The 26,465-nt window shown below is 71.6% G+C and carries 23 protein-coding genes; 20 read left to right on the plus strand and 3 right to left on the minus strand.

The genetic code is table 11. From position 1 onward, the window contains the following. Positions 1-9 precede the first annotated feature (9 nt). The 5 genes from flhA to HHL10_RS07910 all read left to right on the plus strand — a co-directional run bounded on the left by flhA (position 10) and on the right by HHL10_RS07910 (position 7,701). A complete protein-coding gene (gene flhA / locus HHL10_RS07890; RefSeq protein WP_169159803.1) occupies positions 10-2,097 on the plus strand; it encodes a flagellar biosynthesis protein FlhA in 2,088 nt (695 codons plus the stop codon). After that, positions 2,094-3,653 (plus strand): flagellar biosynthesis GTPase FlhF, encoded by a 1,560-nt coding sequence (flhF, locus tag HHL10_RS07895; RefSeq protein WP_169159804.1) that lies wholly within the window; start codon positions 2,094-2,096, stop codon positions 3,651-3,653. The genes flhA and flhF overlap by 4 nt, the downstream gene beginning before the upstream one ends. Before the next feature lie 22 nt (positions 3,654-3,675). Continuing rightward, entirely contained in the window at positions 3,676-4,479 is an 804-nt protein-coding gene (locus HHL10_RS07900) for a flagellar biosynthesis protein (protein ID WP_169159805.1), read from the plus strand. 17 nt (positions 4,480-4,496) lie between these two features. Further along, a complete protein-coding gene (locus HHL10_RS07905) occupies positions 4,497-5,216 on the plus strand; it encodes an RNA polymerase sigma factor FliA (protein ID WP_169159806.1) in 720 nt (239 codons plus the stop codon). Between the two features lie 178 nt (positions 5,217-5,394). Further along, entirely contained in the window at positions 5,395-7,701 is a 2,307-nt protein-coding gene (locus tag HHL10_RS07910) for a PQQ-dependent sugar dehydrogenase (RefSeq protein WP_169159807.1), read from the plus strand. A gap of 265 nt (positions 7,702-7,966) precedes the next feature. Here the strand turns inward: HHL10_RS07910 and HHL10_RS07915 are convergent, their stop codons facing one another. From HHL10_RS07915 to flgA, 3 genes are all read right to left on the minus strand, one after another. Continuing rightward, positions 7,967-8,365, minus strand: coding sequence for a hypothetical protein (locus HHL10_RS07915; RefSeq protein WP_169159808.1), 399 nt, complete (start codon positions 8,363-8,365; stop codon positions 7,967-7,969). A gap of 18 nt (positions 8,366-8,383) precedes the next feature. After that, complete coding sequence (gene flgM / locus HHL10_RS07920; protein WP_169159809.1) at positions 8,384-8,680, minus strand: flagellar biosynthesis anti-sigma factor FlgM; 297 nt, start codon at positions 8,678-8,680, stop codon at positions 8,384-8,386. A 161-nt stretch (positions 8,681-8,841) separates the two neighbouring features. Then, entirely contained in the window at positions 8,842-9,564 is a 723-nt protein-coding gene (gene flgA / locus HHL10_RS07925; RefSeq protein ID WP_169159810.1) for a flagellar basal body P-ring formation chaperone FlgA, read from the minus strand. A gap of 135 nt (positions 9,565-9,699) precedes the next feature. Between flgA and flgB the strand changes: the two genes are divergently transcribed. The 15 genes from flgB to HHL10_RS08000 all read left to right on the plus strand — a co-directional run bounded on the left by flgB (position 9,700) and on the right by HHL10_RS08000 (position 26,443). Next, the gene (gene flgB / locus HHL10_RS07930; RefSeq protein ID WP_169159811.1) at positions 9,700-10,125 is read left to right on the plus strand and encodes a flagellar basal body rod protein FlgB; all 426 of its coding nucleotides are present in this window, start codon (positions 9,700-9,702) and stop codon (positions 10,123-10,125) included. Between the two features lie 55 nt (positions 10,126-10,180). After that, entirely contained in the window at positions 10,181-10,588 is a 408-nt protein-coding gene (flgC, locus tag HHL10_RS07935; RefSeq protein ID WP_169159812.1) for a flagellar basal body rod protein FlgC, read from the plus strand. A gap of 43 nt (positions 10,589-10,631) precedes the next feature. Continuing rightward, positions 10,632-11,309 carry a flagellar hook assembly protein FlgD gene (locus HHL10_RS07940; protein ID WP_169159813.1) on the plus strand — a complete coding sequence of 226 codons (678 nt, stop codon included), beginning with the start codon at positions 10,632-10,634 and terminating at the stop codon, positions 11,307-11,309. A gap of 16 nt (positions 11,310-11,325) precedes the next feature. Continuing rightward, entirely contained in the window at positions 11,326-12,603 is a 1,278-nt protein-coding gene (gene flgE / locus HHL10_RS07945) for a flagellar hook protein FlgE (protein ID WP_169159814.1), read from the plus strand. Positions 12,604-12,652: 49 nt separating this feature from the next. Further along, positions 12,653-13,384, plus strand: a complete 732-nt coding sequence (gene flgF / locus HHL10_RS07950; protein WP_169159815.1) for a flagellar basal-body rod protein FlgF — start codon at positions 12,653-12,655, stop codon at positions 13,382-13,384. 208 nt (positions 13,385-13,592) lie between these two features. Beyond that, positions 13,593-14,375, plus strand: coding sequence for a flagellar basal-body rod protein FlgG (gene flgG, locus HHL10_RS07955; protein ID WP_169159816.1), 783 nt, complete (start codon positions 13,593-13,595; stop codon positions 14,373-14,375). Between the two features lie 32 nt (positions 14,376-14,407). After that, positions 14,408-15,094 (plus strand): flagellar basal body L-ring protein FlgH, encoded by a 687-nt coding sequence (locus HHL10_RS07960; RefSeq protein ID WP_169159817.1) that lies wholly within the window; start codon positions 14,408-14,410, stop codon positions 15,092-15,094. Between the two features lie 11 nt (positions 15,095-15,105). Beyond that, complete coding sequence (locus HHL10_RS07965; protein ID WP_169159818.1) at positions 15,106-16,236, plus strand: flagellar basal body P-ring protein FlgI; 1,131 nt, start codon at positions 15,106-15,108, stop codon at positions 16,234-16,236. 40 nt (positions 16,237-16,276) lie between these two features. Then, positions 16,277-17,185, plus strand: coding sequence for a flagellar assembly peptidoglycan hydrolase FlgJ (flgJ, locus tag HHL10_RS07970; protein WP_169159819.1), 909 nt, complete (start codon positions 16,277-16,279; stop codon positions 17,183-17,185). 31 nt (positions 17,186-17,216) lie between these two features. Next, positions 17,217-19,262, plus strand: a complete 2,046-nt coding sequence (gene flgK, locus HHL10_RS07975) for a flagellar hook-associated protein FlgK (RefSeq protein WP_169159820.1) — start codon at positions 17,217-17,219, stop codon at positions 19,260-19,262. Between the two features lie 91 nt (positions 19,263-19,353). Then, positions 19,354-20,568 (plus strand): flagellar hook-associated protein FlgL, encoded by a 1,215-nt coding sequence (gene flgL, locus HHL10_RS07980; RefSeq protein WP_169159821.1) that lies wholly within the window; start codon positions 19,354-19,356, stop codon positions 20,566-20,568. A 130-nt stretch (positions 20,569-20,698) separates the two neighbouring features. Then, positions 20,699-21,094: an Hpt domain-containing protein gene (locus HHL10_RS07985; protein ID WP_169159822.1), complete on the plus strand. Its 396-nt coding sequence runs from the start codon at positions 20,699-20,701 to the stop codon at positions 21,092-21,094. Between the two features lie 4 nt (positions 21,095-21,098). Beyond that, on the plus strand, positions 21,099-23,336 hold the full coding sequence (locus HHL10_RS07990; protein WP_169159823.1) for a putative bifunctional diguanylate cyclase/phosphodiesterase: 2,238 nt from the start codon (positions 21,099-21,101) through the stop codon (positions 23,334-23,336). A 538-nt stretch (positions 23,337-23,874) separates the two neighbouring features. Continuing rightward, positions 23,875-24,507, plus strand: a complete 633-nt coding sequence (locus tag HHL10_RS07995) for an NADPH-dependent FMN reductase (protein ID WP_169159824.1) — start codon at positions 23,875-23,877, stop codon at positions 24,505-24,507. Positions 24,508-24,565: 58 nt separating this feature from the next. Continuing rightward, positions 24,566-26,443 carry an FAD-binding monooxygenase gene (locus HHL10_RS08000; RefSeq protein ID WP_169159825.1) on the plus strand — a complete coding sequence of 626 codons (1,878 nt, stop codon included), beginning with the start codon at positions 24,566-24,568 and terminating at the stop codon, positions 26,441-26,443. Positions 26,444-26,465: the final 22 nt, after the last annotated feature.

Consider the following 26,465-nt stretch of genomic DNA (forward strand, 5'->3'; position numbering starts at 1 on the left):
TCCCGCCCTATGAACCTTTATCTCGCTCGGCTGCAAGCGATGCTGGGCGTGAAGCCGGGCTTCGTGCGCACGCTGGCGGCGCCGCTGTTCATGGTCCTGGTGCTGACCATGATGGTGCTGCCGCTGCCGCCGTTCCTGCTGGACGTGCTGTTCACCTTCAACATCGCGCTGGCGCTGATGGTGATGCTGGTGGCCTCCAGCATGGTCAAGCCACTGGACTTCGCGTCGTTTCCCGCGGTGCTGCTGGTCACGACGCTGCTGCGGCTGTCGCTCAACGTGGCCTCCACGCGCGTGGTGCTGCTCAACGGCCACACCGGCGCGGGCGCCGCTGGCCGCGTCATCGAAAGCTTCGGCCATTTCCTCATCGGCGGCAACTTCGCCGTGGGCCTGATCGTGTTCGCGGTGCTGGTGGTGATCAACTTCATCGTCGTCACCAAGGGCGCCGAGCGCATCGCCGAGGTCGGCGCGCGCTTCACGCTGGACGCGATGCCCGGCAAGCAGATGGCCATCGACGCCGACCTCAATGCCGGCCTCATCGACGAGAAGGAGGCCAAGCGCCGCCGCGCCGAGGTGGGCGACGAGGCCGAGTTCTTCGGCTCCATGGACGGTGCCAGCAAGTTCGTGCGCGGCGACGCGATCGCGGGGCTGCTGATCCTGTTCATCAACATCGTCGGCGGCTTCACCATCGGCATGGTGCAGCACGGCCTGAGCGCGGGGCAGGCGGCCGACTCCTACATCCTGCTGGCCGTGGGCGACGCGCTGGTGGCGCAGATCCCGGGGCTGCTGATCTCGGTGGCCGCGGCGATGGTGGTGTCGCGCGTGGGCAAGGACGCCGACGTGGGCAGCCAGATCGGCGGCCAGCTCTTCGGCTCGCCGCGCGCGCTGGGCATGGCCGCGGGCATCGTGGGCGGGCTGGGCCTCATCCCCGGCATGCCGCACCTGGTGTTCTGGCTGCTGGCCGCGGCGCTGGGCTTCGCGGCCTGGCGCCAGCACCAGCAGGCGCTGCGCCGCGCCCTGCAGCCGCAGGCGGCGGCCGAGGCCGTGCCCGCGGCCGATGCCGAGGCGTCCTGGGACGACCTCGTGCCCGTGGACACGCTGGGCCTGGAGGTGGGCTACCGGCTCATCACGCTGGTGGACAAGTCGCGCGGCGGCGACCTGCTCGCGCGCATCAAGGGCGTGCGCAAGAAGTTCGCGCAGGACGTGGGCTTCCTGCCCCCGGCGGTGCACATCCGCGACAACCTGGAGCTGCGCCCGAGCGTCTACCGCATGACGCTGCGCGGCGCGGTGGTGGGCGAGGGCGAGGCCTTCCCCGGGATGCTCATGGCCATCAACCCCGGCGGCGCCACGCAGCAGCTGCCCGGCACCACGACCACCGACCCGGCCTTCGGGCTGCCCGCGGTCTGGATCGAGGAGCGCCACCGCGAGCTGGCCCAAATGAGCGGCTTTACCGTGGTTGATTGCTCGACCGTGGTGGCCACCCACCTCTCACACTTGATGCAGGTCCACGCGGCAAGGCTGCTGGGCCGCGTGGAGACGCAACAGCTGGTCGACCACGTGACCAAGCTCGCGCCCAAGCTCATCGAAGACGTGATTCCCAAGACCGTGGCGATCCCGGTGCTGCAGAAGACGCTGCAGCTGCTGCTGGAGGAAGGCGTGCACATCCGCGACATGCGCTCCATCGTGGAGTGCCTGGCGGAGAACACGACGGCCGCCACGGACCCCGCCGAGCTCGCGCGCCGCGTGCGCGTGCACCTGGCCCCGGCCATCGTGCAGCAGATCTACGGCCCCGTGCGCGAGCTCGACGTGATCGCCATGGACCCCGGCCTGGAGCGGCTGGTGGCGCAGGCGCTGAACTCGCCCAACGGCCCGGCGCTGGACCCCGGCGTGGCCGAGGCGTTGAGCCGCGGCGCCGCCGAGAACGCGCAGCGCCAGGAGGAGCTGGGCGCGCCGGCGTGCCTGCTGGTGCCCGACCCGCTGCGCGCCCCCCTGGCGCGGCTGCTGCGCCGCGCCGCGCCGCGCCTGAAGGTGCTGGCGCACAGCGAGATTCCTGAAACCCATTCCATCCGTATCGCCTCGATCATCGGGGGCACAGCATGAACGTCAAACGCTTCACCGCGCGCAGTCCGCGCGAGGCCCTGCAACTGGTGCGGCAAGCTTTCGGCGACGACGCCGTGGTGCTGTCCACGCGGCCCTGCGCCGAAGGCGTGGAGATGCTGGCCATGCCGCACGAGACCGTGCGCCAGCTCGAAACCTTCACCCCCGGGCTGCCGGCCCGGACCGAGCCCGAGGCCGCCGCGCCCGCGCCCGCGCAGCCGCCGCTGCAGGCCCAGGCGGCGCAGCCCCAGGGCGAGCCGGCCCAGCCCGACGTGGCCTCGATGAGCACGCTGTCGTTCCAGGACTACGTGCGCGAGCGCATGCTCAAGCGCCGCCAGGCCGAGATGGGACGCCCGGTGGCTGCGGTCCCGGCGGCCGCGCCGGCGGTGTCGGCCCGGGCCGCGGCCGCCGCCGTGCCCTCGGCCTCGGTCGTGCCGATGGCGGCCCCGGCGCCGGCCTTCGCGGCCCAGCTGCCGGCCATGCCGGTGCGGATGCTGGCCGCGGCCGCGATGCCGCGCGCGGTGCCGGTGGCCGAGGCGCTGCGGCCGCAGCCGGCCACGCCCGCGCCGCGGCCCGCGCTGGACTTGGCCGAGCTGCCCGACGTGGCCGACCTGCGCCGCGAGCAGATGGAGGTGCTCAACGAGCTGCGCTCCATGCGCGGCATCATCGAGCAGCGCTTCGACGCCATGGCCTTCGCCGACCAGCTCCAGCGCAGCCCGGCGCAGTCGGCCCTGACGCAGCGGCTGCTGGACTGCGGCTTCTCGCCCGCGCTGATCCGCAAGCTCACCCAGGGCCTGCCGCAGGACGTGGCCGACCCGCTGGCCTGGGCCGCGGGCGTGCTGCAGCGCAACCTGCGCGACCCCGAGGCCGAGGTGCCGCTGGAGGAGACGGGGGGCGTGTACGCGCTCATCGGCTCCACCGGCGTGGGCAAGACCACCACCACCGCCAAGCTCGCCGCGGCCTGCGCCACGCGCCATGGCCCGGGGCAGCTGGGGCTGATCACGCTCGATGCCTACCGGGTGGGCGCGCACGAGCAGCTGCGCGCCTACGGCCGCATCCTGGGCGTGCCGGTGCACACGGCGCATGACCGGGCCTCGCTGGAGGACCTGCTGTCGCTGCTGGGCGGCAAGAAGATGGTGATCATCGACACCGCGGGCATGGCGCAGCGCGACGAGCGCACGCGCGAGCTGCTGGAGATGCTGGTGCATCCGTCGATCCGCCGGCTGCTGGTGGTCAACGCCGCGGCGCAGGCCGAGACCATCGACGACGTGATGTACGCCTGGCGCGCGGCGCAGTGCCACGGCGTGATCCTGTCCAAGCTCGACGAGGCGGTGAAGCTCGCGCCGGCGCTGGACGCGCTCATCCGCCACCGCATGCGCGTCATGGGCGTGGCCAACGGGCAGCGCGTGCCCGAGGACTGGCATCGCCTGTCGGCGCAGTCGCTGGTGCAGCGCGCGCTGCGTGCCGGCGGCGCGGGCGTGTTCCGCATGCAGGCCGACGACGTGAACCTGGTGTTCTCGGGCGCGGGCAGCGCGGGGCCGGCGCCGGCGATGGCTTGAAGGAGCCCGCGGGATGCGCAGTATGGTTGCCCGCCCCCCCCAGACGCTGAGCGAGCGTACCGACCAGGCCGCCGGGCTGCGCCGCCTCTTCAGCGGCGGCACCCACCAGCGCCACGTGGCCGTGGCCGCCAATCCGCATGTGCTCAGCGCCGGCGTGCTGCTGGAGCGGCTCACCGCGGCCCTGGCGGCGCAAGGCTGCCACACGCTGGTGGTGGACGCGGCCGACAACGCCCCCACGCCCGCGCCGGCGGTGCTGGAGGACCCGGCGCTGGGCATCGAGCGGCTCAGCGACGCGCTGTCGTACCTGGGCGCGCGCGGCCTGCCGCCGCGCCTGGCGCAGACGCCGCGCAACGCGGCGCAGTGGCTGCTGCAGCTGGCCGCGGCCACGCCGCAGGCCGACGTGCTGCTGGTGCATGCCGGCGCGGCCGAGCTCAGCCGCTTTTTCGACGGCCGCGCGCTGCAGCCGCTGGTGCTGGCCGCCGAGGACGCCGACAGCCTCACGCACGCGCTGGCGAGCCTGCGGCTGCTGGCCTCGCGCCACCACTGCACGCAGTTCGACCTGCTGCTGGGCACGCCCGTCTCGTCGCCGCAGGCCGCGCGTGCGGCGCGCCACCTTGCCGGTTGCGCGCGCACCCGGCTCGGCATGGGGCTGCGCGAAGGCGTGGCCGTGGACCCGGCGCGCGACATGCCGCCCGGCGCCGTACCCGCGGCCCTGGCGCGGCTGGCCGCGGCGCTGCTGGAGCAAGAAGAACTGGAGACAGGGAAGTGGCCCCTGGGCGGCGGTGGTGCCGACCGGGCGGTGACCTCTCCCGCGCGCAACCTATGACGCCCCGCAACGCCAAGATGTACACCGCCAAAGGCCACCTGGAGCACAACCAGCTGCTCGTGCAGTACAGCCCGCTGGTGCGCCGCCTGGCGCACCAGATGATCGCCAAGCTGCCTGCCAACGTCGAGGTCGCGGACCTGATCCAGGTCGGCATGATGGGCCTCAACGACGCGCTGGGGCGCTTCGATGCCAACCAGGGCGTGCAGTTCGAGACCTTCGCCACCCAGCGCATCCGCGGCGCCATGCTCGACGAGCTGCGCGGGGCCGACTGGATGAGCCGCGGCAACCGCCGCCAGCAGCGCGAGATCGAGACGGCCGTGCACCGCCTGGAGCACCGCCTCGGGCGCCCGCCGCTGGAGAGCGAGATCGCCGCCGAGATGGGGTTGCCGCTGGGCGAGTACCAGGAGCTGCTGGGCAAGGTGCGCGGCACGCAGCTGCTGTACCTGGAGGACATGAGCAGCGGCGGCGGCGACGGCGAGGACGAGTTCCTGGACCGCCATGTCGGCGATGCCGAAGCCAACCCCATGGCGCGGCTGCAGGACCGCCGCATGCGCGAGGCGCTCGTGGCCGCCATCGAGAACCTGCCCGAGCGCGAGCAGTACGTGATGAGCATGTACTACGAGCACGACATGAACCTCAAGGAGATCGCCGCCGTGCTCGGCGTCACCGAGTCGCGCGTGTGCCAGCTCCACAGCCAGAGCATCGCCCGGCTGCGCGCCAAGCTGCGCGACTGGTAAGGCCCGCGCCGGACCGCACCGTCCGGCCCGCCGCGGCCGCCGGCGCCGCTGCCGTGCCCATGTCAACGCCCGGGCGACCTGGAGGCCGGGCCGCCCCCCTTTCGGGCGTGCCGGACTCCGCGCGCGGCACACACCTTGCCGCCTGCCCCTGTCCGCAATGGGGTTCTGGGGGCATGGCATGCGTTTCGCTGGGCACTGGCAGGCGTGGCCGCGCGTCGTTCTCGTGCTGACCGGCGCCGTGGCTGCCGCGGGCACGGCCGGCGCGGGCGGCGATCCGGCTCATGAGCCCGCGGCAGTCGCTGCGGCAATTCCTGCATCTCCGGCGGTTCCCGCCGATGCCGTCGCGCCCGCGGATGGGCTGTACCGGCTGGAGAACCAGTGCAGCGCCCGTGTGCTGGAGGTGCGCGACGGCGCCACCCAGCCCCAGGCGGCGCTGCAACTGGGGCGCTGGCAGTCGCTGGCGCAGCAGCGCTGGCGCCTGGAGCGCCTGCCCGGCGGCGATTACCGGCTCACGGCGCAGCACAGCGAGCTGGCGCTGGACGGCGGCGCGGTGCCGGCGGGGTTCCGCCAGGAGCCCTGGGCCGAGCTGCCCGGCCAGCGCGTGCGGCTGCAGCCGCTGGGCGACGGCTGGGTGCGGCTGGTGTCGAGCCTCGACGGCCAGGCGCTGGCGGCGGCCGAGGATGCCGATGGTGCGCCGGCGCTGGCGCAGGCCCTGAGCGCGGACTGCACCCAGGCCTGGCGGCTGGTGGCCGAGGCCGCCGGCGTGCCGGCGCTGCTGCGCGTGGTGCAGGGCCAGGGCCAGGGCGCGCCGGTGAACACCCGGCTGCCCGTGGCGCCGATGGTGCGGGTGGTGGACAGCGCCGGCGTGGCCGTGGTGGGCGTGCCCGTGCGCTTCCGGGTGGTGGACGGCGGGGGCACGATCACCGGCGCCTACGTGCGCACGAACGACCAGGGCAATGCCCGGCTGGGCAGCTGGACGCTGGGGCCGCTGCCCGGACGCCAGCGCCTGTCGGCCAGCACGCCGGGCCTGCCCGAGGCCGTGATCCGGGCCACCGCGCTGTCCGACGGCGCCCGGCTCGAAGTGCCCGAGGCCAACGACCACCAGATGGCGCCGGTGTCCTCCGCGCTGCCGAGGCCGCCCGCGGTGTACGTGCTCGACGCCGACGGCCGGCCGGTGGCCGGCGTGCCGGTGAGCTTCACGGTCCAGGACGGCGGGCGCATCGAGCGCGCCAGCGCCGTCAGCGACGCCAAGGGCCGCGCCAGCCCGGGGCGCTGGACCCTGGGCCCGGCCGAAGGCGAGCAGACGATGGACGTGCAGGCCACGGGCTTCGCCGGGCTGCAGCTGTCCGCCCAGGCGCTGCCGCCGGGCGCGCCGGCGCTGGTGCGCGAGGTGTTCATGCGCGGCGTCTTCGAGGTCTGGGCCATGGCCTTCGCCCCCGAGGGCGTGCTGCTCTACACCGAGCGTGGCCATGGCCTGTGGGCGCGCATGCCCGATGGCCAGCGCCGCAGGCTGTTCGCGCCGCGCGATTTCGTGAGCGCCACCAACAGCGGCATGCTGGGACTGGCGCTGGACCCGGATTTCGTCCGCAACCGCCGGCTCTACGTGTTCATGGCCTCCGATGCCGGCGGCACGCGCGACAACCGCGTGGTGCGCCTGCGCGTCAAGCCGGACTGGAGCGGCGTGGAGTCGCGCAAGGACATCGTCACCGGCATCCCGTTCCAGAGCGAGCCCGGGCTGGTGGGCCAGCACTCGGGCGGCGCGCTGGCCTTCAGCGGCACCGACCTGCTCATCTCCACGGGCGACCTGCGCGCGGGCCCGGTGCCGCAGGACCCGGGCTCGCTGGGCGGCAAGGTGCTGCGCGTGGATCGCGAAGGGCGCCCGGCGGCGGCCGGCCAGGCGCCGGCCGGGGCCGATCCGCGCATCTGGGTGCTGGGCCTGCGCAACCCGCAGGGCCTGGCGGTGCAGCCGGGCACGGCGCGTCCCTACCTGATCGAGCATGGCCCGGGCAGCAACGACGAGGTCACGCCGCTGCGTGCGGGCAACGGCGGCTGGGACCCGCGCCCGCGCCCGCTGGACAGCCCGGACGCGCGCTGTCCCGACGGCCAGGTGCTCACCTACTGTGGTTACGCCGGCACCAACATGACCGACACCCGGCTCTACCCCGAGGCCTTGCGCCCGGCCTGGCGCTCGGGCCTGCCCGCGCGCGGCACGGGCGGCGGCGCCTTCCTCACCGGAGCGGCCTGGAAGGACTGGCGCGGCGCGCTGGTGATCGGGCAGCTGTCGGGGCGGCGTCTGCTGGTGCTGCAGCTCACCGGCACGGGCAACGCCGTGCGCGCGGTCACGCCGCTGCTGGAGGGCCTCGACGTGCGGCTGCGCAACCTGGCACAGGGCAGCGACGGCGCGCTCTACATCAGCACCTCCAGCGACAACAACCACAACGACGTGCGCACGCAGGTCTGGCGGCTGGTGCCGCCGTCGCAGTGAATGAACTTTCGCTTGTCAGTGAAGTATTCCGTTCGTCCTGAGGTATCGAAGGATGAACGGCCCCTACCGTGGTGCCGCCATCGCAGCCTGTCGGATTCGTCCTTCGATACCTCAGGACGAACGGGTCATTTCACAAGCAAAGAAGGGCTGGAATGAGGCCGCCGGGAAGTCGGGGTGTCGGGTCGCCCGGGCCCGCCATGAAAAAGGCCCGCGGATGCGGGCCTTTCTCGTGGAAGCAGAGCCGGGCCGGGCGGCCCGCGGCGGCTCAGGCCTGGACCATGCCGCTGCGCCCGGGACGGTCGGCGCTGCCGCTGGTGCCGTACACGGAGCCGGTGTTGAGCCCGGGCAGCAGCACGTCGATGGCCCGGTCCAGCGCGGCGGTGGCACGCGCCAGCGCTTCGCGCTGCGCCGCCACCTGGCTGCCCGCGCGCGCCAGACGCAGCCGCAGGGCCGGGGGCACGCTGGCGCCGCTGCGCGCGGCCTGGGCGAAGCGATGCACGGCGGTGGCCAGCGCCTGGTGCAGCTGCTCGGCCTGGCGCTCCATCGCGGCGGCGTCGTGGTCGCGCAGGGAGTCGCTCAACCCCATCAGGTTCGCCTCCAGCACGGCCAGCGTGCCTTCAAGCTCAGCGGCGGTGGACGTGTGGTCGGCGATGGGGCTGTTCATGGGTGCTGCGGAGGTGGGTCAGTGCTGGGAACGCACCAGTAGTTCCTGGGCGTTGTCGAGGAGCTTGTCGGCGATCGCGCCGGCGTTGATGCGGAAGGAGCCGTCGCGGATGGCCTGCGCGATGCGCTCCACCTTCTCGGCGTCGAAGCTGGTGTCCGCCACGTCGAGCAGCGAGGCGGCGGACTCGGACAACGCCACCTGGGTGCTGCCGGATGTGGGATCGGAGGACTTGGCTGCGGAGGTCGGACGCGCAGCCGGGCGCTCGCCGGTCGTGACGGAACGGGCGGACGAGTTAGCGAAAGGGCCGATTTTCATGGTGCGTCTCCGGGTACGGGCCAGGGTGGGCCCATACAACATATCCGTTGTATCGGATTCAACCCGGAGAACTTTAGGTGGCTCGGCCATGGCCCGCTGCAGCAGGGCCAATGCGCCGGGCGCGCCACCAGGACGCAAGAGGGTGGCGGATGCGGGCCGGCTCATGGCGTCACCTCGGCCTGGCGCGGCGCCACGGGCATGGCGCTGACGATGCGGCCGCTGTCGGTGCGCAGCCGCACGGCCTGGCCTTCCAGGCCGGGGCCCATGGCCTGGGCCTCGCCGCTGACGCTGTAGCCGTCGCCCTGGGCCACCACGCGCACCGTGTCGCCGGCGGCGAACCACTGGCGCGCGCGCAGGTCGGCGCGGCGCAGCGCGTCCCCGGCGCCCATGGCGCGGGTGAGGGTGCGCCCCAGCGCCTGCTCGGCCCGCGTCACGGCGGGGCTGCTGCCGGCGGCCACGTCCACCTCCTCGCTGCCCAGGTGCGTGGCGTCCAGCAGCGTGCCCGCGGGCAGCGACTGGGTCAGCACCAGCGAGGGCATGAACACCTTGACGCTCACTGGCAGGAACACGTTCCACGCCGCGCCCTGCGTGCAGCGCAGCCCGATGCGGGCGCGGCCCCACATGCGCTGGCCGTTGGGCAGGTAGGGCTGCACCTGGGCGCAGGGCGCCAGGCGCAGGCGCGGATCGAGCGTGCCCAGCTCCACCACCACGCGCGCGCCGGGCACCTCGGCCGCGCCGGCCTGCGCCCCCTGTTGCGCCAGGCCGCGCACGCGCTCCAGCAGCGCCGGGTCCAGCACCGACGCCGTGGCCGGCGCGGGCACTTGCGCCCAGGCCCCGGCCGCGGCCGACAGGCCGAAGGCGACGAGCAGGAGGGGGCGCAGCATGTTCACGAAGCCACTGTATGGCCGCCTCGCCGAAAACATGAGCCGGAATTGCGCCCGGTTCCTGCCGCTTATTCCGCCGGTGGGCCACGAAGGGGCTGCCCACAATGCGACGCACTCGAAGACCCGCGCCCGCCCATGCTCAACCGCCTCACCGACACCCTCAATTTCCAATCCGAGGCCCTGGTGCTGCGTTCCGAGCGCCAGCGCGTGCTGGCCAGCAACATTGCCAATGCCGACACCCCCGGCTACCAGGCGCGCGAGATGAACTTCGCGCAGGCGCTGCGCGAAGCCACCGGCCAGGGCGCGTCCACCACCTTCTCCACGCTGCAGCTGAGCACCACGGCGCTGGGGCACCTGCGTGGCGACGTCGTCACCAGCACCCTGGGCCGCGAAGGCCGGCTCGGCTATGCCACGCCCTCGCAGACCAGCCTGGACGGCAACACCGTGGACATGGACCGCGAGCGCGCGGCCTTCGCCGACAACAGCATCAAGTACGAGGCGACGCTGCGCTTCATCAACTCCAGCGTGCGCACCACGCTCGACGCCATCAAGGGCCAGTGAGCGGCTCCTGCCCGCTGCGTCCGCATCCTTTCCACATCGCCGCAAGAACCGTCGCATGAGCCTGCTCAACATCCTCAACGTGGCCGGCAGCGCCGTGAGTGCGCAGAGCCAGCGCCTGAACGTCGTCTCCTCCAACCTGGCCAACGCCGACACCGTGGCCGGCCCCGACGGCAAGGCCTACAAGGCGCGCATGGTGACGTTCCAGACCGAGCTGCTGGGCGCGCAGGGCAACGCCGGCGTGCGCGTGAGCTCCGTCACCGAGGACGACACGCCCGGGCGCCGCGTCTACGACCCCAAGCATCCGGCCGCCGATGGCGAGGGCTACGTGACCTTCAGCAACGTCAACCCGGTGGAGGAGATGGTCAACATGATCTCGGCCTCGCGTTCCTACCAGAACAACATCGAGGTCATGAACACCGCCAAGAGCCTGCTGCTCAAGACGCTGCAGCTGGGCCAGTCCTGACCCCGCCACCTTCGCCACCGGCAACGCCCGAGGCCCGCCCCGCATGAGCACCACCGCCACCACCACCGCCACCAACCCGTTCGCGGCCCTGTCCCAGAGCAGCACCAGCTCCAGCTCCTCCACCAAGAAGAACATGGAAGCCGGCAGCCAGGACCGCTTCCTGACGCTGCTGGTGGCGCAGATGCAGAACCAGGACCCGCTCAACCCGACGGACAACGCGCAGATCACCAGCCAGATGGCGCAGATCAACACCGTCACGGGGCTGGAGAAGGTCAACGACTCCATTGCCGCGCTGAATGCGCAGTTCATGCGCATGCAGGCGCTGCAGGGCGCCAGCCTGGTGGGCAACACCGTGGTGGTGGCGGGCAACAAGCTCACCGCCGTCAACACCGAGCGCACCCAGTTCGAAGGCGGCTTCGAAATAGGCAGCGCGGCCGACCAGGTGAAGGTGGACATCCTCAATGGCGCCGGCCATGTGCTGGCGACGATGCAGCTGGGCACGCAGGCCGCCGGGCGCCACACCTTCCAGTGGGCCAATACCGCCGGCATCGTCGGTGCCGAGAGCTTCCGCGTCACCGCCACCAGCGGTGCCGCCAACGTGACCACCACGGCGCTCATGAGCGACCTGGTGGAGTCGGTCAGCACCAGCGGACAGACGCTGCAGCTCCAGCTCACCCGCAGCGGGACCGTGAACTACGACGCCGTCAAGGCCTTCAACTGAAGAACAAGGAAACGCCATGAGCAGCTTCCAACAGGGCCTCTCCGGCCTCAATGCCTCCAGCAAGAACCTGGAAGTCATCGGCAACAACATTGCCAACGCCGGCACCTACGGGGCCAAGACCTCGCGTGCCGAGTTCTCGCACATGTACACCTCGGCGCTGGGCAGTGCCGTGATGACGCAGGTGGGCGCCGGCGTGAGCGTGGACACCGTGTCGCAGCAGTTCACGCAGGGCAACATCTCCGACACCGGCGTGCCGACCGACCTGGCCATCAGCGGCGAGGGCTTCTTCCAGGTCAGCGACGGCGTCAACCCGGTGATGTACACCCGCAACGGCCAGTTCAAGGTCAACGACAACGGCGAGATCGTCAACAACGACGGCCTGAACCTGCTGGGCTACCCGGCCAACGCCACCGGCCAGATCGTGCCCGGCGCGCTCCAGGCCCTGCGCCTGCCCACGGCCCCCCTGGCGGCCCGCGCCACGACCGAGATCACGCTGGCGGGCAACCTGAAGTCGGGCGCGACCGCGGTCCCGGCCGCCACGACCTTCGATCCCACCGATCCCAGCACCTACACCAACGCCACCTCGCAGACGATCTACGACGCCAAGGGCGAGGCCGTTTCGCTGAACTACTACTTCCGCAAGACGCCCGTGGCCAACGAGTGGGATGTGTACCTGACCGCCAACGGCCAGAAATTCGACGGCGCGGCGGGGACGGGGCAGCTGGGGACGATGACGTTCACCGCCGACGGCACCGCGGTCGCCAGCACCAGCTGGCCCGCCGTCACGGCCGCGACCCCGCTGACCATCGCTGCCGTGCCCGCCAGCGGCACGACGCCGGCGACGATGCAGATCGACCTGAGCAAGTTCGATCTCTCGGGCTTCCGGCAGCAGTCCTCCAGCTTCTCGGTCAACGACCCGGTGCAGGACGGCTACGCCCCGGGCAGCCTCTCGGGCGTGAGCTTCCAGGCCGACGGCACGGTGCTGGCGCAGTACACCAACGGCAAGAGCCTGGCCGTGGGGCAGCTGGAGCTGGCCAAGTTCCGCAACCCGCAGGGCCTGCAGCCGATGTCGGGCAACCTGTGGGCCGCGGCCCCGGCCGCGGGCGACCCCGTGCGCGGCGTGCCGGGCAACGGCGTGGTGGGCAAGCTGCGCGCCAGCGCGCTGGAGGAGTCCAACGTGGACATCGCCAACGAGCTGGTCAACATGATCACGGCGCAGCGCGCCTACCAGGCCAACGCCCAGACGATCAAGACGCAGGACCAGATCATGCAGACGCTGGTCAACCTGCGCTGAGCGCTGAAGCCCGCACCGCAAGCACAGCAACACAAAGGAAGGCGCCGGCATGGACCGCGTGATCTATCTCTCCATGTCCGGAGCCAAGGCGGCGCTGCAGCGCCACGAGGTGCTGGCCAACAACCTGGCCAACGTCTCGACCAACGGCTTCCGCGCCGAAATGGCCGCCTTCCGCGCGGTGCCCATCAACGGCGACGGCGCCAGCACCCGCGTGCCGGCGCTGGAGACCACCGTGGGCTACAACCCCGAGCCGGGCCCGGTGCAGACCACCGGGCGCAACCTGGACGTGGCCATGGTGGGCCAGTCCTGGCTGGCGGTGCAGGGCCTGGACGGCACCGAGGCCTACACCCGCGCGGGCTCGCTGGAGGTGGATGCGCAGGGCACGCTCGTCACCCGCAACGGCCTGCCCGTGCTGGGTGACGGCGGCCCGGTGACGGTGCCGCCCGACACCACGCTGGCCATCGGCAGCGACGGCACGATCAGCGCCACCGGCACCGACGGGCGCACCACCACGGTGGGCCGGCTCAAGCTGGTCACGCCCGATGCGCCGCTGGTGCGCGGCACCGACGGGCTGTTCCGCGGCGCCGCCGGCGACCTACCCGCCGACCCCGGCGCGCGGCTCGCCGACGGGGCGCTGGAGGGCAGCAACGTCAGCCCGGTGGAGACCATGGTGGCCATGATCGCCGCCTCGCGCCAGTTCGAGCAGCAGCTCAAGCTGATGCAGACCATCGAGCGCCAGGAGCAGACGGCGCAGAAGCTGCTGTCCAGCAGCGGCGGCTGAGCGCCGTCCGACCCGCGCCGCGCCGCGCCGCGCGCCGCCACGCCGCCCCCGCCGGGCGGCGTTCGCGCTTCGTAGGCGTGCGCAGTTCACGCCCCGGCTCAAGAAGGGCGCGGCGCGGCCGATATGCAGAGCAAACACGGCCCTTTTCGCACGCTGCCCGGGGCCGCCGGCGCGGGAAGATCGCCCGCACCTTCGAGGAGAACTTCCCATGATCCGTTCGCTGTGGATCGCCAAGACCGGTATGGAAGCCCAGCAGACCCGGCTGGACGTCATCACGCACAACTTGGCCAACGTCTCGACCAACGGCTACAAGCGCACCAGCGCCGTGTTCGAGGACCTGATGTACCAGAACCTGCGCCAGAGCGGCGCGGCCAGCACCGAGCAGACGCAGCTGCCCACGGGGCTGCAGCTCGGCCTGGGCGTGCGCCCGGTGGCCACGGTGCGCAACTTCACCACGGGCAACCTGCAGGACACCGGCCGGGACCTGGACATCGCCATCAAGGGCCGGGGCTTCTTCCAGATCCAGATGCCTGACGGCACCACGGCCTACACGCGCGACGGCGCCTTCCAGCTCGACGCCAACGGCCAGATCGTCACCAACGACGGCTACCCGGTGCAGCCCGGCATCACCGTGCCGGCCAACGCCACCAAGGTTTCGATCTCGGCCGACGGCATCGTCAGCGCCACCATCCCGGGCCAGGCCGCGCCGCAGCAGCTGGGGCAGCTGCAGCTGGCGCAGTTCGTCAACCCGCCGGGACTGGAGCCGCAGGGCCAGAACCTCTTCGTCGAGACGGCCGCCTCGGGCACGCCCACCACCGGCGCGCCCAACGGCAACGGCCTGGGCGGGCTGCAGCAGGGCTTCGTCGAGACCTCCAACGTCAGCGTGGTGGAGGAGCTGGTGACGATGATCCAGACCCAGCGCGCCTACGAGATCAACTCCAAGGCGGTCTCGACCTCGGACCAGATGCTGGCCAAGCTGTCCCAGCTCTGAAGCTGATGCGCCTGTCCGCACGAGGCCGATTCATGAAGTACCTGCGCCACTGGCCCGGTGTCGCGCTGCTGGCGCTGGCGGGCTGCGCTTCGGTGGACGAGTACCGCGCCCCGCGCGTGGACATGCCCGACACCCACCCGGTGCTGCCCCAGGTGGCGCCGCCGCCGGCCACCGCCAACGGCGCCATCTTCCAGGCCGGCGCCTACCGGCCGCTGTTCGAGGACCACCGCGCGCGGCTGCCCGGCGACACGCTGACGGTGCAGATCGTCGAGGCCGTCAGCGCCAGCCAGAAGTCCACCAGCTCCGTGGACAAGAGCGGGCAGGTCAGCGCCGGCGTGAGCTCGCTGCCGCTGATCAACCGCGACTCGCCGCTGCTGGGCCGGCTGGGCGCCGGGGCCAACTCCAGCAACACCTTCGCCGGCCAGGGCGCCACCGAGAGCAGCAACGACTTCTCCGGGACCATCACCGCCATGGTCACGGGCGTGCTGCCCAACGGGCACCTGCTGATCACGGGCGAGAAGCAGATCGGCGTCAATGCCAACGTGGACGTGCTGCGCTTCTCGGGCCAGGTCGATCCGCGCGCCATCCTGGCCGGCAACGTCGTGCCCAGCTCGCGCATCGCCAACGTGCGCCTGGAGCACCGCAGCCGCGGCCAGCAGGCCGACGCGCAGCTCATGGGGCTGCTGGGTCGCTTCTTCCTCAGCGTGCTGCCTTTCTGAGCCTTGTCGTGATGTTCCACCTCTTCCGCCCGCTGCAGCGCCTGCTGCCCGCCACGGCCCTGCTGGGCGCGCTGCTGCTGGCGCTGCCGCACGCGGCCCAGGCCGTGCGCCTGAAGGAAATCGCCGCCGTGCAGGGCGTGCGCAACAACCAGCTCGTGGGCTACGGCCTGGTGGTGGGCCTGGACGGCACCGGCGACCAGACCACGCAGACGCCGTTCACCACGCAGAGCCTCAACGCCATGCTGCAGCAGATGGGCGTGACGGTGCCCCCGGGCACCAACATGCAGCTGCGCAACGTGGCGGCGGTGATGGTGACGGCGGTGCTGCCGCCGTTCGCGCTGCCGGGCCAGGCCATCGACGTCAACGTCTCCTCGATGGGCAACGCCAAGAGCCTGCGCGGCGGCACGCTGGTGGCCACGCCGCTCAAGGGCGCCGACGGCCAGATCTACGCCCTGGCGCAGGGCAACCTGGTGGTGGGCGGCGCCGGCGCCTCGGCCAACGGCTCCAAGGTGCAGATCAACCACCTCAGCGCCGGGCGCATCCCCGAGGGCGCCACCGTCGAGCGCGAGGTGGCCACGCCGCTGCAGCAGGGCGACGCGCTGCACCTGGGCCTCAATGCGGCCGATTTCGACACCGCGCGCCAGGTGGCGCGCAGCATCAACCGCGCCAAGGGCGAGGGCACGGCGCAGGCGCTGGACGGCCGCGTGGTGCGCGTGCGCATGCCCGTGAGCCCCGACGCGCGCGTGGCCTTCCTGGCCGACATCGAGAACCTGCAGGTCGAGCTGGCGCGGCCGGCGGCCAAGGTGGTGCTCAACGCGCGCACCGGCTCGGTGGTGATGAACGAGGCCGTGACGCTGGGCGCCTGCGCCGTGGCGCACGGCAGCCTGTCGGTGACCATCAACACCACGCCCCAGGTGAGCCAGCCCAACCCGTTCGGGCAGGGCCAGACGGTGGTGACGCAGAAGTCCGACATCTCCATCACGCAGCAGGGCGGGGCGCTGGTGGAGCTGCCCGCGGGGGCGCGGCTGGCCGACGTGGTCAAGGCCCTCAACCTGCTCGGCGCCACGCCGCAGGACCTGCTGGCCATCCTGCAGGCCATGAAGACGGCCGGCGCCCTCAATGCCGAACTGGAGGTGATCTGATGCATCCGAGCCGCGCATCCGTCGCCGGGGGGAACGCCTGATGGCCCTTCCGCCCAGCAGCGCCGCGCCCGTGGGGCTGGCCGCCGACTCGCGCTCCCTGGACTCGCTGCGCAGCAGCGCCGCGCGCGACCCGCGCGGCGCGGCCAAGGCGGTGGCCAAGCAGTTCGAGGCCCTGTTCATGCAGGAGCTCATGAAGAGCATGCGCGCCTCGACCGAGGCCAGCGGGCTGCTCGACAACGAGGGCACGCAGCTCGGCAACGAGCTGCTGGACAAGCAGATCGCGACCCAGGTCAGCGGGCTGCCCGGCGGGCTGGCCGACGCCATCGCGCGCCAGATCGAGCGCGGCATGGGACTGTCGCGTGCGCAGGACGCCAGCGGCGCCGTGGCCGCGCCGCTGCCCGCGCGGGCGGCCGGCGCGCCAGTGCGCGACGGCAACGCCGCCGCCGCGACGCCGGGCGACGCCGTGTCCGGTAACGCCAAGGCGCAGGAGTTCGTGGCCGCCAACCTCAACGCCGCGCGCGCGGCCGAGGCCAGCACCGGCATCCCGGCGGCGTTCATGATCGCGCAGGCCGCGCACGAGACCGGCTGGGGCCGGCGCGACATCCGCATGGCCGACGGCAGCGCCTCGAACAACCTGTTCGGCATCAAGGCCGGCCCGGGCTGGAAGGGTGCGGTGGCCGAAGTGCGCACCACGGAATACGTGGACGGGCAGCCGCGCTCGGTGGTGGCGCGCTTCCGCGCCTACGCCAGCCGCGAGGAGTCCTTCGCCGACTACGCGCGCCTGATGAAGACGAGCCCGCGCTACGCGCCGGTGCTGGCCAATGCCGGCAGCGCCCAGGGCTTCGCGCAGGGATTGCAGCGCGCGGGCTACGCCACCGACCCGGCCTACGCCGACAAGCTCGGCCGCGTCATCAACACCACGCTGCGGCTGCAGCGCGCGCTGATCTGACAGCACAACCGAACAAGAACGGAACCCCCGCATGGCCATCTCCCTGTTCTCCATTGCCGGGCGCGCGATGAGCGCCAGCTACGCCGCCCTCCAGACCACCAGCCACAACGTCGCCAACGCCAGCGTGCAGGGGTATTCGCGCCAGCGGGTGGAACAGGAGGCCGTGATGGGCAGGCGCGCCGGCGCGGGCTTCATCGGCGCGGGCGTCAACGTCACGACCGTCAGCCGCGCGCACAGCGAGTTCCTCACGCGCGAGGCCCGGTCCTCGACCTCGCTGGCCGCGCTGGACAGCACGCACCTGGAGCTGCTGTCGAGCCTGGAGGATGCCTTCCCCACCGGCGAAGGCGGCGTGGGCCAGGCCGTGACCGATCTCTTCAGCGCCTTCTCCGACCTGGCGAGCTATCCCGCCGACACCAGCGCGCGCGAGGCAGTGCTGGCGCGCGCGGACGAGCTGGCCCAGCGCTTCGCCACCGCCGGCGAGCACATCGACGCGCTGCAGTCCGGCGTGGTGACGGACCTGCGCAACTCGGTGAGCAGCATCAACCAGCTCAGCGGCAACATCGCCCGGCTCAACCAGGAAATTGCCGGGCTGCAGGCGCAGGGCCAGGCGCCCAATGACCTGCTGGACAAGCGCGACCAGATGCTCCAGGAGCTCAGCGGCTTCCTGCCGATCACCACCATCGCCGCGGACGACGGCTCGGTGGGCGTGTTCACCGCCGGCGGCCAGCGCCTGGTGCTGGGCAAGGAGGCCGCCAAGCTGGAAGTGCAGTCCGACAGCCTGGACCCCTCGCGCGCCACGCTGGGACTGCGCGAGGCCAACGGCACCGTGATCCGGCTCGACAGCACGGCGCTGTCGGCCGGCGGCTCCGTGGGCGCGATGCTGCGCTTCCAGAACCAGGACCTGGTGGCCGCGCGCAACAGCCTGGGCCAGATGGCCACGGCGCTGTCGGCGCGCATGAACCAGCAGCAGGCCCGCGGCCTGGACCTGGGCAGCCCCTCCGGCGCCGGGCAGGCGCTGTTCACCGACTTCGTACAGCAGTCGCAGAGCGGCGCGCTGACGGGCCGGCCCGACACGCGCAACAGCCGCGACGCCTCGGGCAACCCCGTTGCCACGGTCGAGATCCACATCGACGACGCCTCGCTGCTGGAGGCCGCGGAGTACACGCTGGAGACGCAGGCGGACGGCAGCTTCGTCATGACCCGCGGCAGCGACGGCGAGCGCTTCCTCTCCGCCGACGGCTCCAGCTTCACGCGCGCGACGGTCACGCCGCCGGCGACCTCGGACTTCCACCCCGGCTTCACGCTGGCCATCAGCGGCCCTCCGGCGCCGGGCGACCGCTTCCTGCTGCAGCCCGTGGGGCAGTCGGCCCTGAACATCCGCCGCGTGCTCGACAACCCGCGCGGCCTGGCCGCGTCCGCGCCCATCACGGCCACGGCCACGGCCGGCAACACCGGCACCGCCACGGTGGGCTCGCTCACCGTGACCGCCAGCAGCTTCGACCCGACGCGCAAGCTGCAGGGCACCGTGACCTTCACCGACGACAGCGGCGGCTACACCTACGACTGGCAGCAGCTGGATGCGAGCAACACGGTGGTGGCCAGCGGCACGGCCTCGGGCACCTGGGCCAGCGGCAAGGCCGTGGACCTGGACGGCTTCGCCGAGCTCAAGCTCTCGGGCAGCCCCAAGGCCGGCGACACCATCGGCATCGCGACCACCCCCTACCCCGGCAGGAACAACGGCAACGCGCAGGCGCTGACCGCGCTGCGCACCGAAACGCTGGTGGGCCGCGACTGGACCAGCGGCGGCAACACCGGCGGCGCCACGGCCACGGACGCCTACGCCGCGGCGCTGGCGGACGTGGGCACGCGGGTGCAGAGCGCGGAGTTCGCCAGCGACATCTCCTCCGCCGCGGCCACGGCCGCGCTGGAGCGGCGCGATTCGGTCAGCGGCGTCGATCTCGACGAGGAGGCGGCGCGGCTGCTGGAATTCCAGAAGAGCTACCAGGCCGCGGCCAAGGTGCTGCAGACGGCGCAGGCGGTGTTCGACGCGCTGTTGGACGCCACCTCGGGACGCTGACGCGCCGCCTCGCTCGCGCCCACCGTATCGCCCTTGACTTCGACATGAACCACGACACCCGCGCCGCCGGCCGCGCGGCCAGGAGCCAGCCATGAGGATCGCCACCCTTACCGCCCACCAGAGCAGCGTCAACTCGCTGCAGGAGCGCAAGCGCCGCCTGAACGAGGCGCAGGAGCACCTCGACAGCCAGAAGCGCGTGCTGCGCGCCAGCGACGATCCGGTGGCCGCCGCGCAGGCCGAGCGGGCCCGCGCGCGCGCGGCGCTAAGCGAGTCGCAGCAGCGTGCCGTGAACGCCAGCCGCGCCGCCATGAACCAGGCCGACTCGGCGCTGGGCAACGTCACCGAGCTGCTGACCCAGGTGCGCGAGACGCTGGTGGGCGCGGGCAACGGCATCCACAGCGACGCCGAGCGCGCCGTCACGGCACAGCAGCTGCAATCGCTGCGCGACCAGCTGCTGGCGCTGGCCAACAGCGACGACGGCGCGGGCAACTTCCTGTTCGGCGGCCAGGGCTCGAGCACGCCGCCGTTCACGGACGGCGCCGCGGGCGTGGTCTTCCACGGCACGGCCGGCAGCCAGACCACCGCCACCGAGGGCCTGCCGCTGAGCCTGGACGGGCAGTCGGCCTGGCTGCGGGCGCCGGACGGCAACGGGTTCTTCAAGGCCACCAACGCCAACAGCACCACCGCCTCGTCCGATGGCGGCCGTGTCACCGACCCGTCCACCTTCTTCGCCCAGACCGCGCCGACGACGACCTACCAGGTGCAGTTCAGCGTCGTCGGTGGCGTCACCACCTACACCGTGTCCAAGGACGGCGCGGCCATGGGGCCGGCGCAGACCTGGACCGGCAGCGGCTCCGGTGCCAAGAGCATCGAGTTCGACGGCATGAGCCTGGGCATCGGCGGCACGCCCGCCGACGGCGACACCTTCGACGTGCGCATGTCGCAGCCCTCGCAGAGCATCTTCGACACGCTGGACCGCGCCATCGCCGAGCTCAAGACCACGGGGCGCACCAACGCCCAGGTGAGCCAGACGCTGGGCGACGCGCTCACGGGGCTCACGGCCTCGGAGAACGCGCTGAGCGGGCTGCGCAGCCGCGTGGGCCTGGCGCTCAACCGTGCCGACGCGGCCGAGGATCGCAGCGCCGACCTCAAGCTCCAGGCCGAGGATCAGCGCAGCGTCGCGGAAGACCTGGACCCGGTCCAGGCCATCGCGGACCTGCAGCTGCAGAAGACCAACTACGAGATGGCGCTGCAGACCTACGCGGCGGTGCAGAAGCTCTCGCTGTTCAACTACATCGGCGGCTGATCCCGGGCGCGGCGCGGCGCGTGGCGGCCGGTGGCCCGGCGCGCCGCGGAGTAGGCCGCAATCTTGCCGTTGCCTGCTTTGCCGCCCGGCACGGCAGAATGCAGTGCAACACGCCAAGCAAGCGCCCGACATGACCGAAAACGATCCCTCGCAGGCCCTGCTGGCCGCGCTGAGCCCACCGCTGGACGCCCAGGCCCTGCAGCGGCTCAACGAACTCGATCCCGGCGGTCGCCATGGCCTGCTGCCCAAGGTGCTGCGGACCTTCGACAGCTCCTCGCGGCGGCTGCTGGAGCAGCTGGTGGCCGCGCGCGCCGCGGGCGACCTGGACGGGCAGCGCATGGTGGCGCATACGCTGAAGTCCTCCTCGATGAGCGTGGGCGCGCTGCGGCTGTCGCAGCTGTGCGCCGACGCCGAGCAGCGCCTGCGCGAGCAGCGCACCGAGGGCCTGCCGGCGCTGCTCGACGACCTGGAATCCGAGTGCCGGCAGCTGCTGAACACCTTGCAGCCGCTGCTGCCTGACGCCTGAGCCGATGAGCCTGCCGCTGCCGCTGGACGCGGACGAAGGCCCTGAGCAGCCCCGGGTGCTGCTGGTGGACGACGACAAGGTGCAGCTCATGCTCACCGGCGCGGCACTGCGCCAGCGCGGCTTTGCCGTGACCGAGGCCGACGGCGGCGCCGCGGCGCTGCGCATGCTGACCGAGGTGCCGTTCGACATCGTGGTGCTGGACGCGCTGATGCCCGACATCGACGGTTTCGAGACCTGCCACCGGCTGCGCGCCATCCCGGGCTTCGAGCACATGCCCGTGCTCATGCTCACCGGGCTCAACGATGATGCCTCCATCAGCCGCGCCTACCAGGCCGGCGCCACTGACTTCTACGTCAAGAGCGGGCAATGGAGCCTGCTGGCCGGGCGGCTGCAGTACCTGCTGCGCAGCGCCCGCACCCGGCGCGCGCTGGAGCGCAGCCAGGCGCGGCTGGCGCGCGCGCAGGACATCGCCCGCATGGGCAGCTTCGACTGGAAGCACCCGGTCGAGGGCCAGCCCGGTGCGCTGCTGCTCTCGCCCGAGGGGCTGCGCGTGTTCGGCTACGCGCACGGCGACCGGCCGGGCCTGCTGCAGCTGCTGCGCCTGGCCCAGCGCGCCGACCGGGCCGGGCTGCTGCGGCTGCTGCGCGACGTGACGGCGCACGGCAAGGTGCTGACCACCGACGTGTCGGTGACGCTGCCCGACGGGCGCCCGCGCGTGCTGCACATCGAGGCCGAGCCGGAGTTCAACGAGCATGGCGTGTCCACGGGCTATACCGGCATCGTCCAGGACGTGACGGACCGCCGCCAGGCCGAGGACAAGATCCGCCATCTCGCCAATTTCGACGCGCTCACCGGGCTGCCCAACCGGCGCCAGCTGCTGTGGCGGGCCGACCGGGCCATCGAGCACGGCCGCCGCCTGGGGCACGCGGCGGCGCTGCTGCTCATCGACCTGGACCGCTTCAAGGTCATCAACGACACCCTGGGCCATGCCGCCGGCGACGAGCTGCTGGTGGAAGTGGGCCGCCGCCTGAAGGCCTGCGTGCGCCATTGCGACACCGTGCAGGAAGGCACGCTGGAGGCCGTGGGCTCGCGCTCGCACCGCTCGCTGGAGGCCGTGGGGCGGCTGGGCGGCGACGAGTTCATCGCGCTGCTGCCGGAGGTGCTCGACGAGAGCGACGCGCAGCGCGTGGCCGACCGCATCCTGGAGGTGATGCGCGAGCCCATCTTCGTCGGCGGCCAGGAGTGCTTCGTCACCGCCAGCGTGGGCATCGCCATGTACCCGCGCGACGGCGCCACGGTGGCCGACCTGATGCGCAACTCCGACGTGGCGATGTACGCGGTCAAGGCGCAGGGGCGCAACGCCGCGTCGAGCTACAGCCCCATGCTGGCCGGGCGCGGGCGCGAGAAGCTGGAGCTGGAGAGCGCGCTGCACAAGGCCATTGAGCGCGACGAGCTGGTGATGTACTACCAGCCCAAGGTGGACGTGCGCAACGCGGCCATGGTGGGCGTGGAGGCGCTCATGCGCTGGCAGCGCGGGCGCACGCTGGTGTCGCCGGCGGAGTTCATTCCGCTGGCCGAGGAAACCGGGCTGATCGTGCCGATGTCCGAATGGGCGCTGCACGAGGCGGCGCGCCAGGCCAAGCGCTGGGAGCTGAGCTTCGGCTTCAGCGACGCCATCGCCGTGAACCTGCCCAACCGGCTGTTCGAGCGCTCCGACCTGGTGCAGCACATCGAGCGCGCGGTGGCCGAGTTCGGTGTCAAGACCGACGCCATCCAGCTGGAGATCACCGAGACCGGGCTGATGAAGGACCTGCAGGAGGTGATTCCCTCGCTGCACCGCCTCAACGAGATCGGCGTGCAGATCGCCATCGACGATTTCGGCACCGGCTATTCCTCGCTGGCCTACCTGACGACGCTGCCGATCTCGGAGCTCAAGATCGACCGCAGCTTCGTGCGTGACCTGGGCATCACGCCGCAGAGCTCGGCGGTGGTGACGGCCATCATCGCGCTGGCGCGCACGCTCAAGCTGCGCGTGGTGGCCGAAGGGGTGGAGACGCTGCGCCAGATGGAGGTGCTCAACCGGCTGGGCTGCAGCATCATGCAGGGCTACCTGTTCAGCCGTCCCTGCCTGGCCAGCGAGCTGGAGCGCTGGCTGCAGCAGATCGTGCTGCCGCGCAAGGCGGCGTGGATGGGCGTGGCGGGCAACGCCGCCGCGTCCTCGCCGCACGCCGCGGCGGGCTGAGCGCGGCCTTCAAGGACCCGCCGCGACAGGCAAGCGCGGCGGGCCTGCCGGGCCGGCGGACGGCCCGGCGGCGAGGCTCAACGCGGATGGGTCATGTGAAGCCTCTCCACAGAAAGTGCACGACCGGCATCAGCATCACCGCCAGGTACAGCCACAACACGATCCCCACGGCGGGGTCGTCGTGAGCGCGCCGCCGTGCCGGGCGTACGTCTTGAGCTGGGTGTCTCATGCTTCTCCCTTTACCGCCTTGTGGTGCGGCGGTCCAAACCATCGTGGCATGACCAAGCCAGGCCGGAACACGGCATTGGTCCGGAGCCCGTGACGAAGGGAGGGTTCAGACGGGGCGGGGCAGGGGATTCGCGGGGGCAGAGGCGGTTCACCCCTTGACGCAATCCGGGGTGCCCGGCCGGCGGAAAGAGGTGTCCTCGAACAAGGCTGGTGTCGCGGCGGCCGGAACACGGGTACTTACGCCATGGGACCGCGCGTTGCTGCATTGCGGTATCGGGAATCGTTTCCCGTACCTCCGAAGGAGTCGCGCATGGACCAACGTCCGAAGATCCTGGCGTTTGCCGGCAGCGCCCGGCAGCAGTCGCTGAACAGGAAGCTGGTGCAGGTGGCGGCCCAAGGGGCACGCCAAGCCGGCGCCGAGGTGACGCTCATCGATCTCAAGGACTACCCGCTGCCCATCTACGACGGCGACATCGAGGCCGCAGGATTCCCCGACAACGTGCGGCGGCTGCGCGAGCTGCTGCTGGGTCACCAGGGCTTTCTCATCGCCTCGCCCGAGTACAACGGCTCGGTGTCGCCGCTGCTCAAGAACGTCATCGACTGGTGCTCCCGCCCCGTGGACGGCCAGGACGGACTGGCGCCCTACCGCAACAAGGTCGTCGTGCTCATGAGCGCCTCGCCCGGCGGCTTTGGCGGATTGCGCGCGCTGCCGCACCTGCGCACCGTGCTGTCGGGCATCGGGGCGATCGTGCTGCCCGACCAGGTGGCGGTGCCCAAGGCGCACGAGGCCTTTGCACCGGAAGGCGGCATGGTCAACGACAAGCAGCGCGCCACGATCGAGGCACTGGGCGTGACGCTGGCGTCCACGCTGTCGAAGCTGCACGGTCAACCGCTGCTGGACCAGACTCCGGAGCGGCGGCACGACCTCTCGCGCATCGGTTAGTGCGCCCCTCGCCCAGCGCTGCGCCAGCGTGGTCGGTACGCCCAGCAAAGGAGACGACATGCAGTTCTACCTGAATGGCTACGTGCCCGGCGATCCTGACATTCACAAGGAAAAGCTTCCTGACGCCGTCGATGTGCTCGTCATCGGCAGCGGACCCGCCGGGGCAGTGCTGGCCGCACAGCTGTCGAATTTCCCCAGCATCAGCACACGGCTGATCGAGCGTCGCGATGGCCCGCTCCAGGTCGGTCAGGCGGACGGCGTCGCATGCCGCACGGTTGAAATGTTCGAGGCCTTTGGTTTGGCGCACAAGCTTGTTCGCGAGGCCTATTGGGTCAACGAGACCGTGTTCTGGCGTCCATCGAAGCAGGACCGCACGCGGATCGAGCGCACCGGCCGCGTCCAGGACACCGAGGACGGCCTGTCGGAGTTCCCGCACCTCATCGTCAACCAGGCCCGCCTGCAGCAGTACCTGCTCGACTACATGCGCATGTCGCCGACGCGGCTTGAGGCCAACTACGGCCTGGAATTCGTCACCCTGGAGGTCGAGCCCGCGGGTGAGTATCCGGTCGTGGTCACGCTGCGCGACGTGGCCAGGGGTTCGCAGACCACCGTCCGCGCCAAGTACGTCGTCGGCTGCGATGGTGCGCGCAGCCTGGTGCGGGATTCGATCGGGGCCGTGCCGCGCGGCGACTTCGCCAACCACGCCTGGGGCGTCGTGGACATGCTGGCCGTCACCGACTTTCCGGACATCCGGCTCAAGGCCGCGATCCAGTCCGGGGACGAAGGCAACATCCTGCTCATTCCGCGCGAAGGCGGCTACATGGTGCGGCTCTACGTGGACCTCGGGGACATCGACCCGAACCATCGCGAAGCCTTCCGGGACACCACGCAGGAGAAGGTCATCGAGGTCGCCCGGCGTGTGCTGCACCCGTACACGCTCGACGTGAAGAGCGTGGTGTGGTTCTCGGTGTACCAGGTCGGCCAGCGCGTGACCGACCGGTTCGACGATGTCCCCGTGGACCAGGTCGGAACTCGCCTGCCGCGCGTCTTCATCGCAGGCGACGCCTGCCACACGCACAGCGCGAAAGCCGGCCAGGGCATGAACGTCTCGATGCAGGACACGTTCAACCTCGGCTGGAAACTCGCCGCCGTCCTTGACGGCCGTGCCAGGCCCGAGTTGCTGCGCACCTACTCCGTCGAGCGCCATGCGATCGCACAGGAGCTCATCGACTTCGACAAGGAGTGGTCCAAGATCATGGCGTCGGCGCCGAAGGACCCGGAGCGACCGGAGCTCGGCGGTGTCGATCCGCAGGAGCTGCAGGCGTACTTCGTGAAGTCGGGCCGCTACACGGCTGGCGTGGCAACGCGCTATACGCCGACGACGGCGCTCACAGCGCAGGCCACCCACCAGCACCTCGCCAAGGGATTCACCATCGGCATGCGTTTCCACTCGGCGCCCGTTGTCCGCCTGGCCGACGCCAAGCCGATGCACCTGGGCCACGTCGCGCGGGCCGATGGTGCCTGGCGCATCTACGCGTTCGCCGATGCCAACGGCGAGCGGCTGCGCGAGCTCGCCACCTTCCTGGCGGAATCGCCGAATTCGCCCATTCGTCGCTTCACCCCGGCGGGGGCCGACATCGACAGCGTCATCGACGTGCGCGCGGTCTTCCAGCAGTCGCACCGCGACCTCAGGGTCGAGGAGCTGCCGAGCATCCTGCTTCCGCGCAAGGGATGCTTCGGTCTCATCGACTACGAGAAGGCCTATTGCCCCGACCTGAAGGAAGGCCCCGACATCTTCGATCTGCGCTGCATCGACCGCGCGCACGGGGCGATGGTCGTGGTCCGTCCTGACCAGTACGTTTCCAACATCCTGCCGCTGGACGCGCATGACGAGCTCGCCGCGTTCTTCGGCCAATTTCTGGTTGATCGTCGATAGAGCGCCACTGGCCGGGCATCGG

Source organism: Azohydromonas caseinilytica (assembly GCF_012927045.1).
GTDB classification, from domain to species: Bacteria; Pseudomonadota; Gammaproteobacteria; order Burkholderiales; family Burkholderiaceae_C; genus Azohydromonas; species Azohydromonas caseinilytica.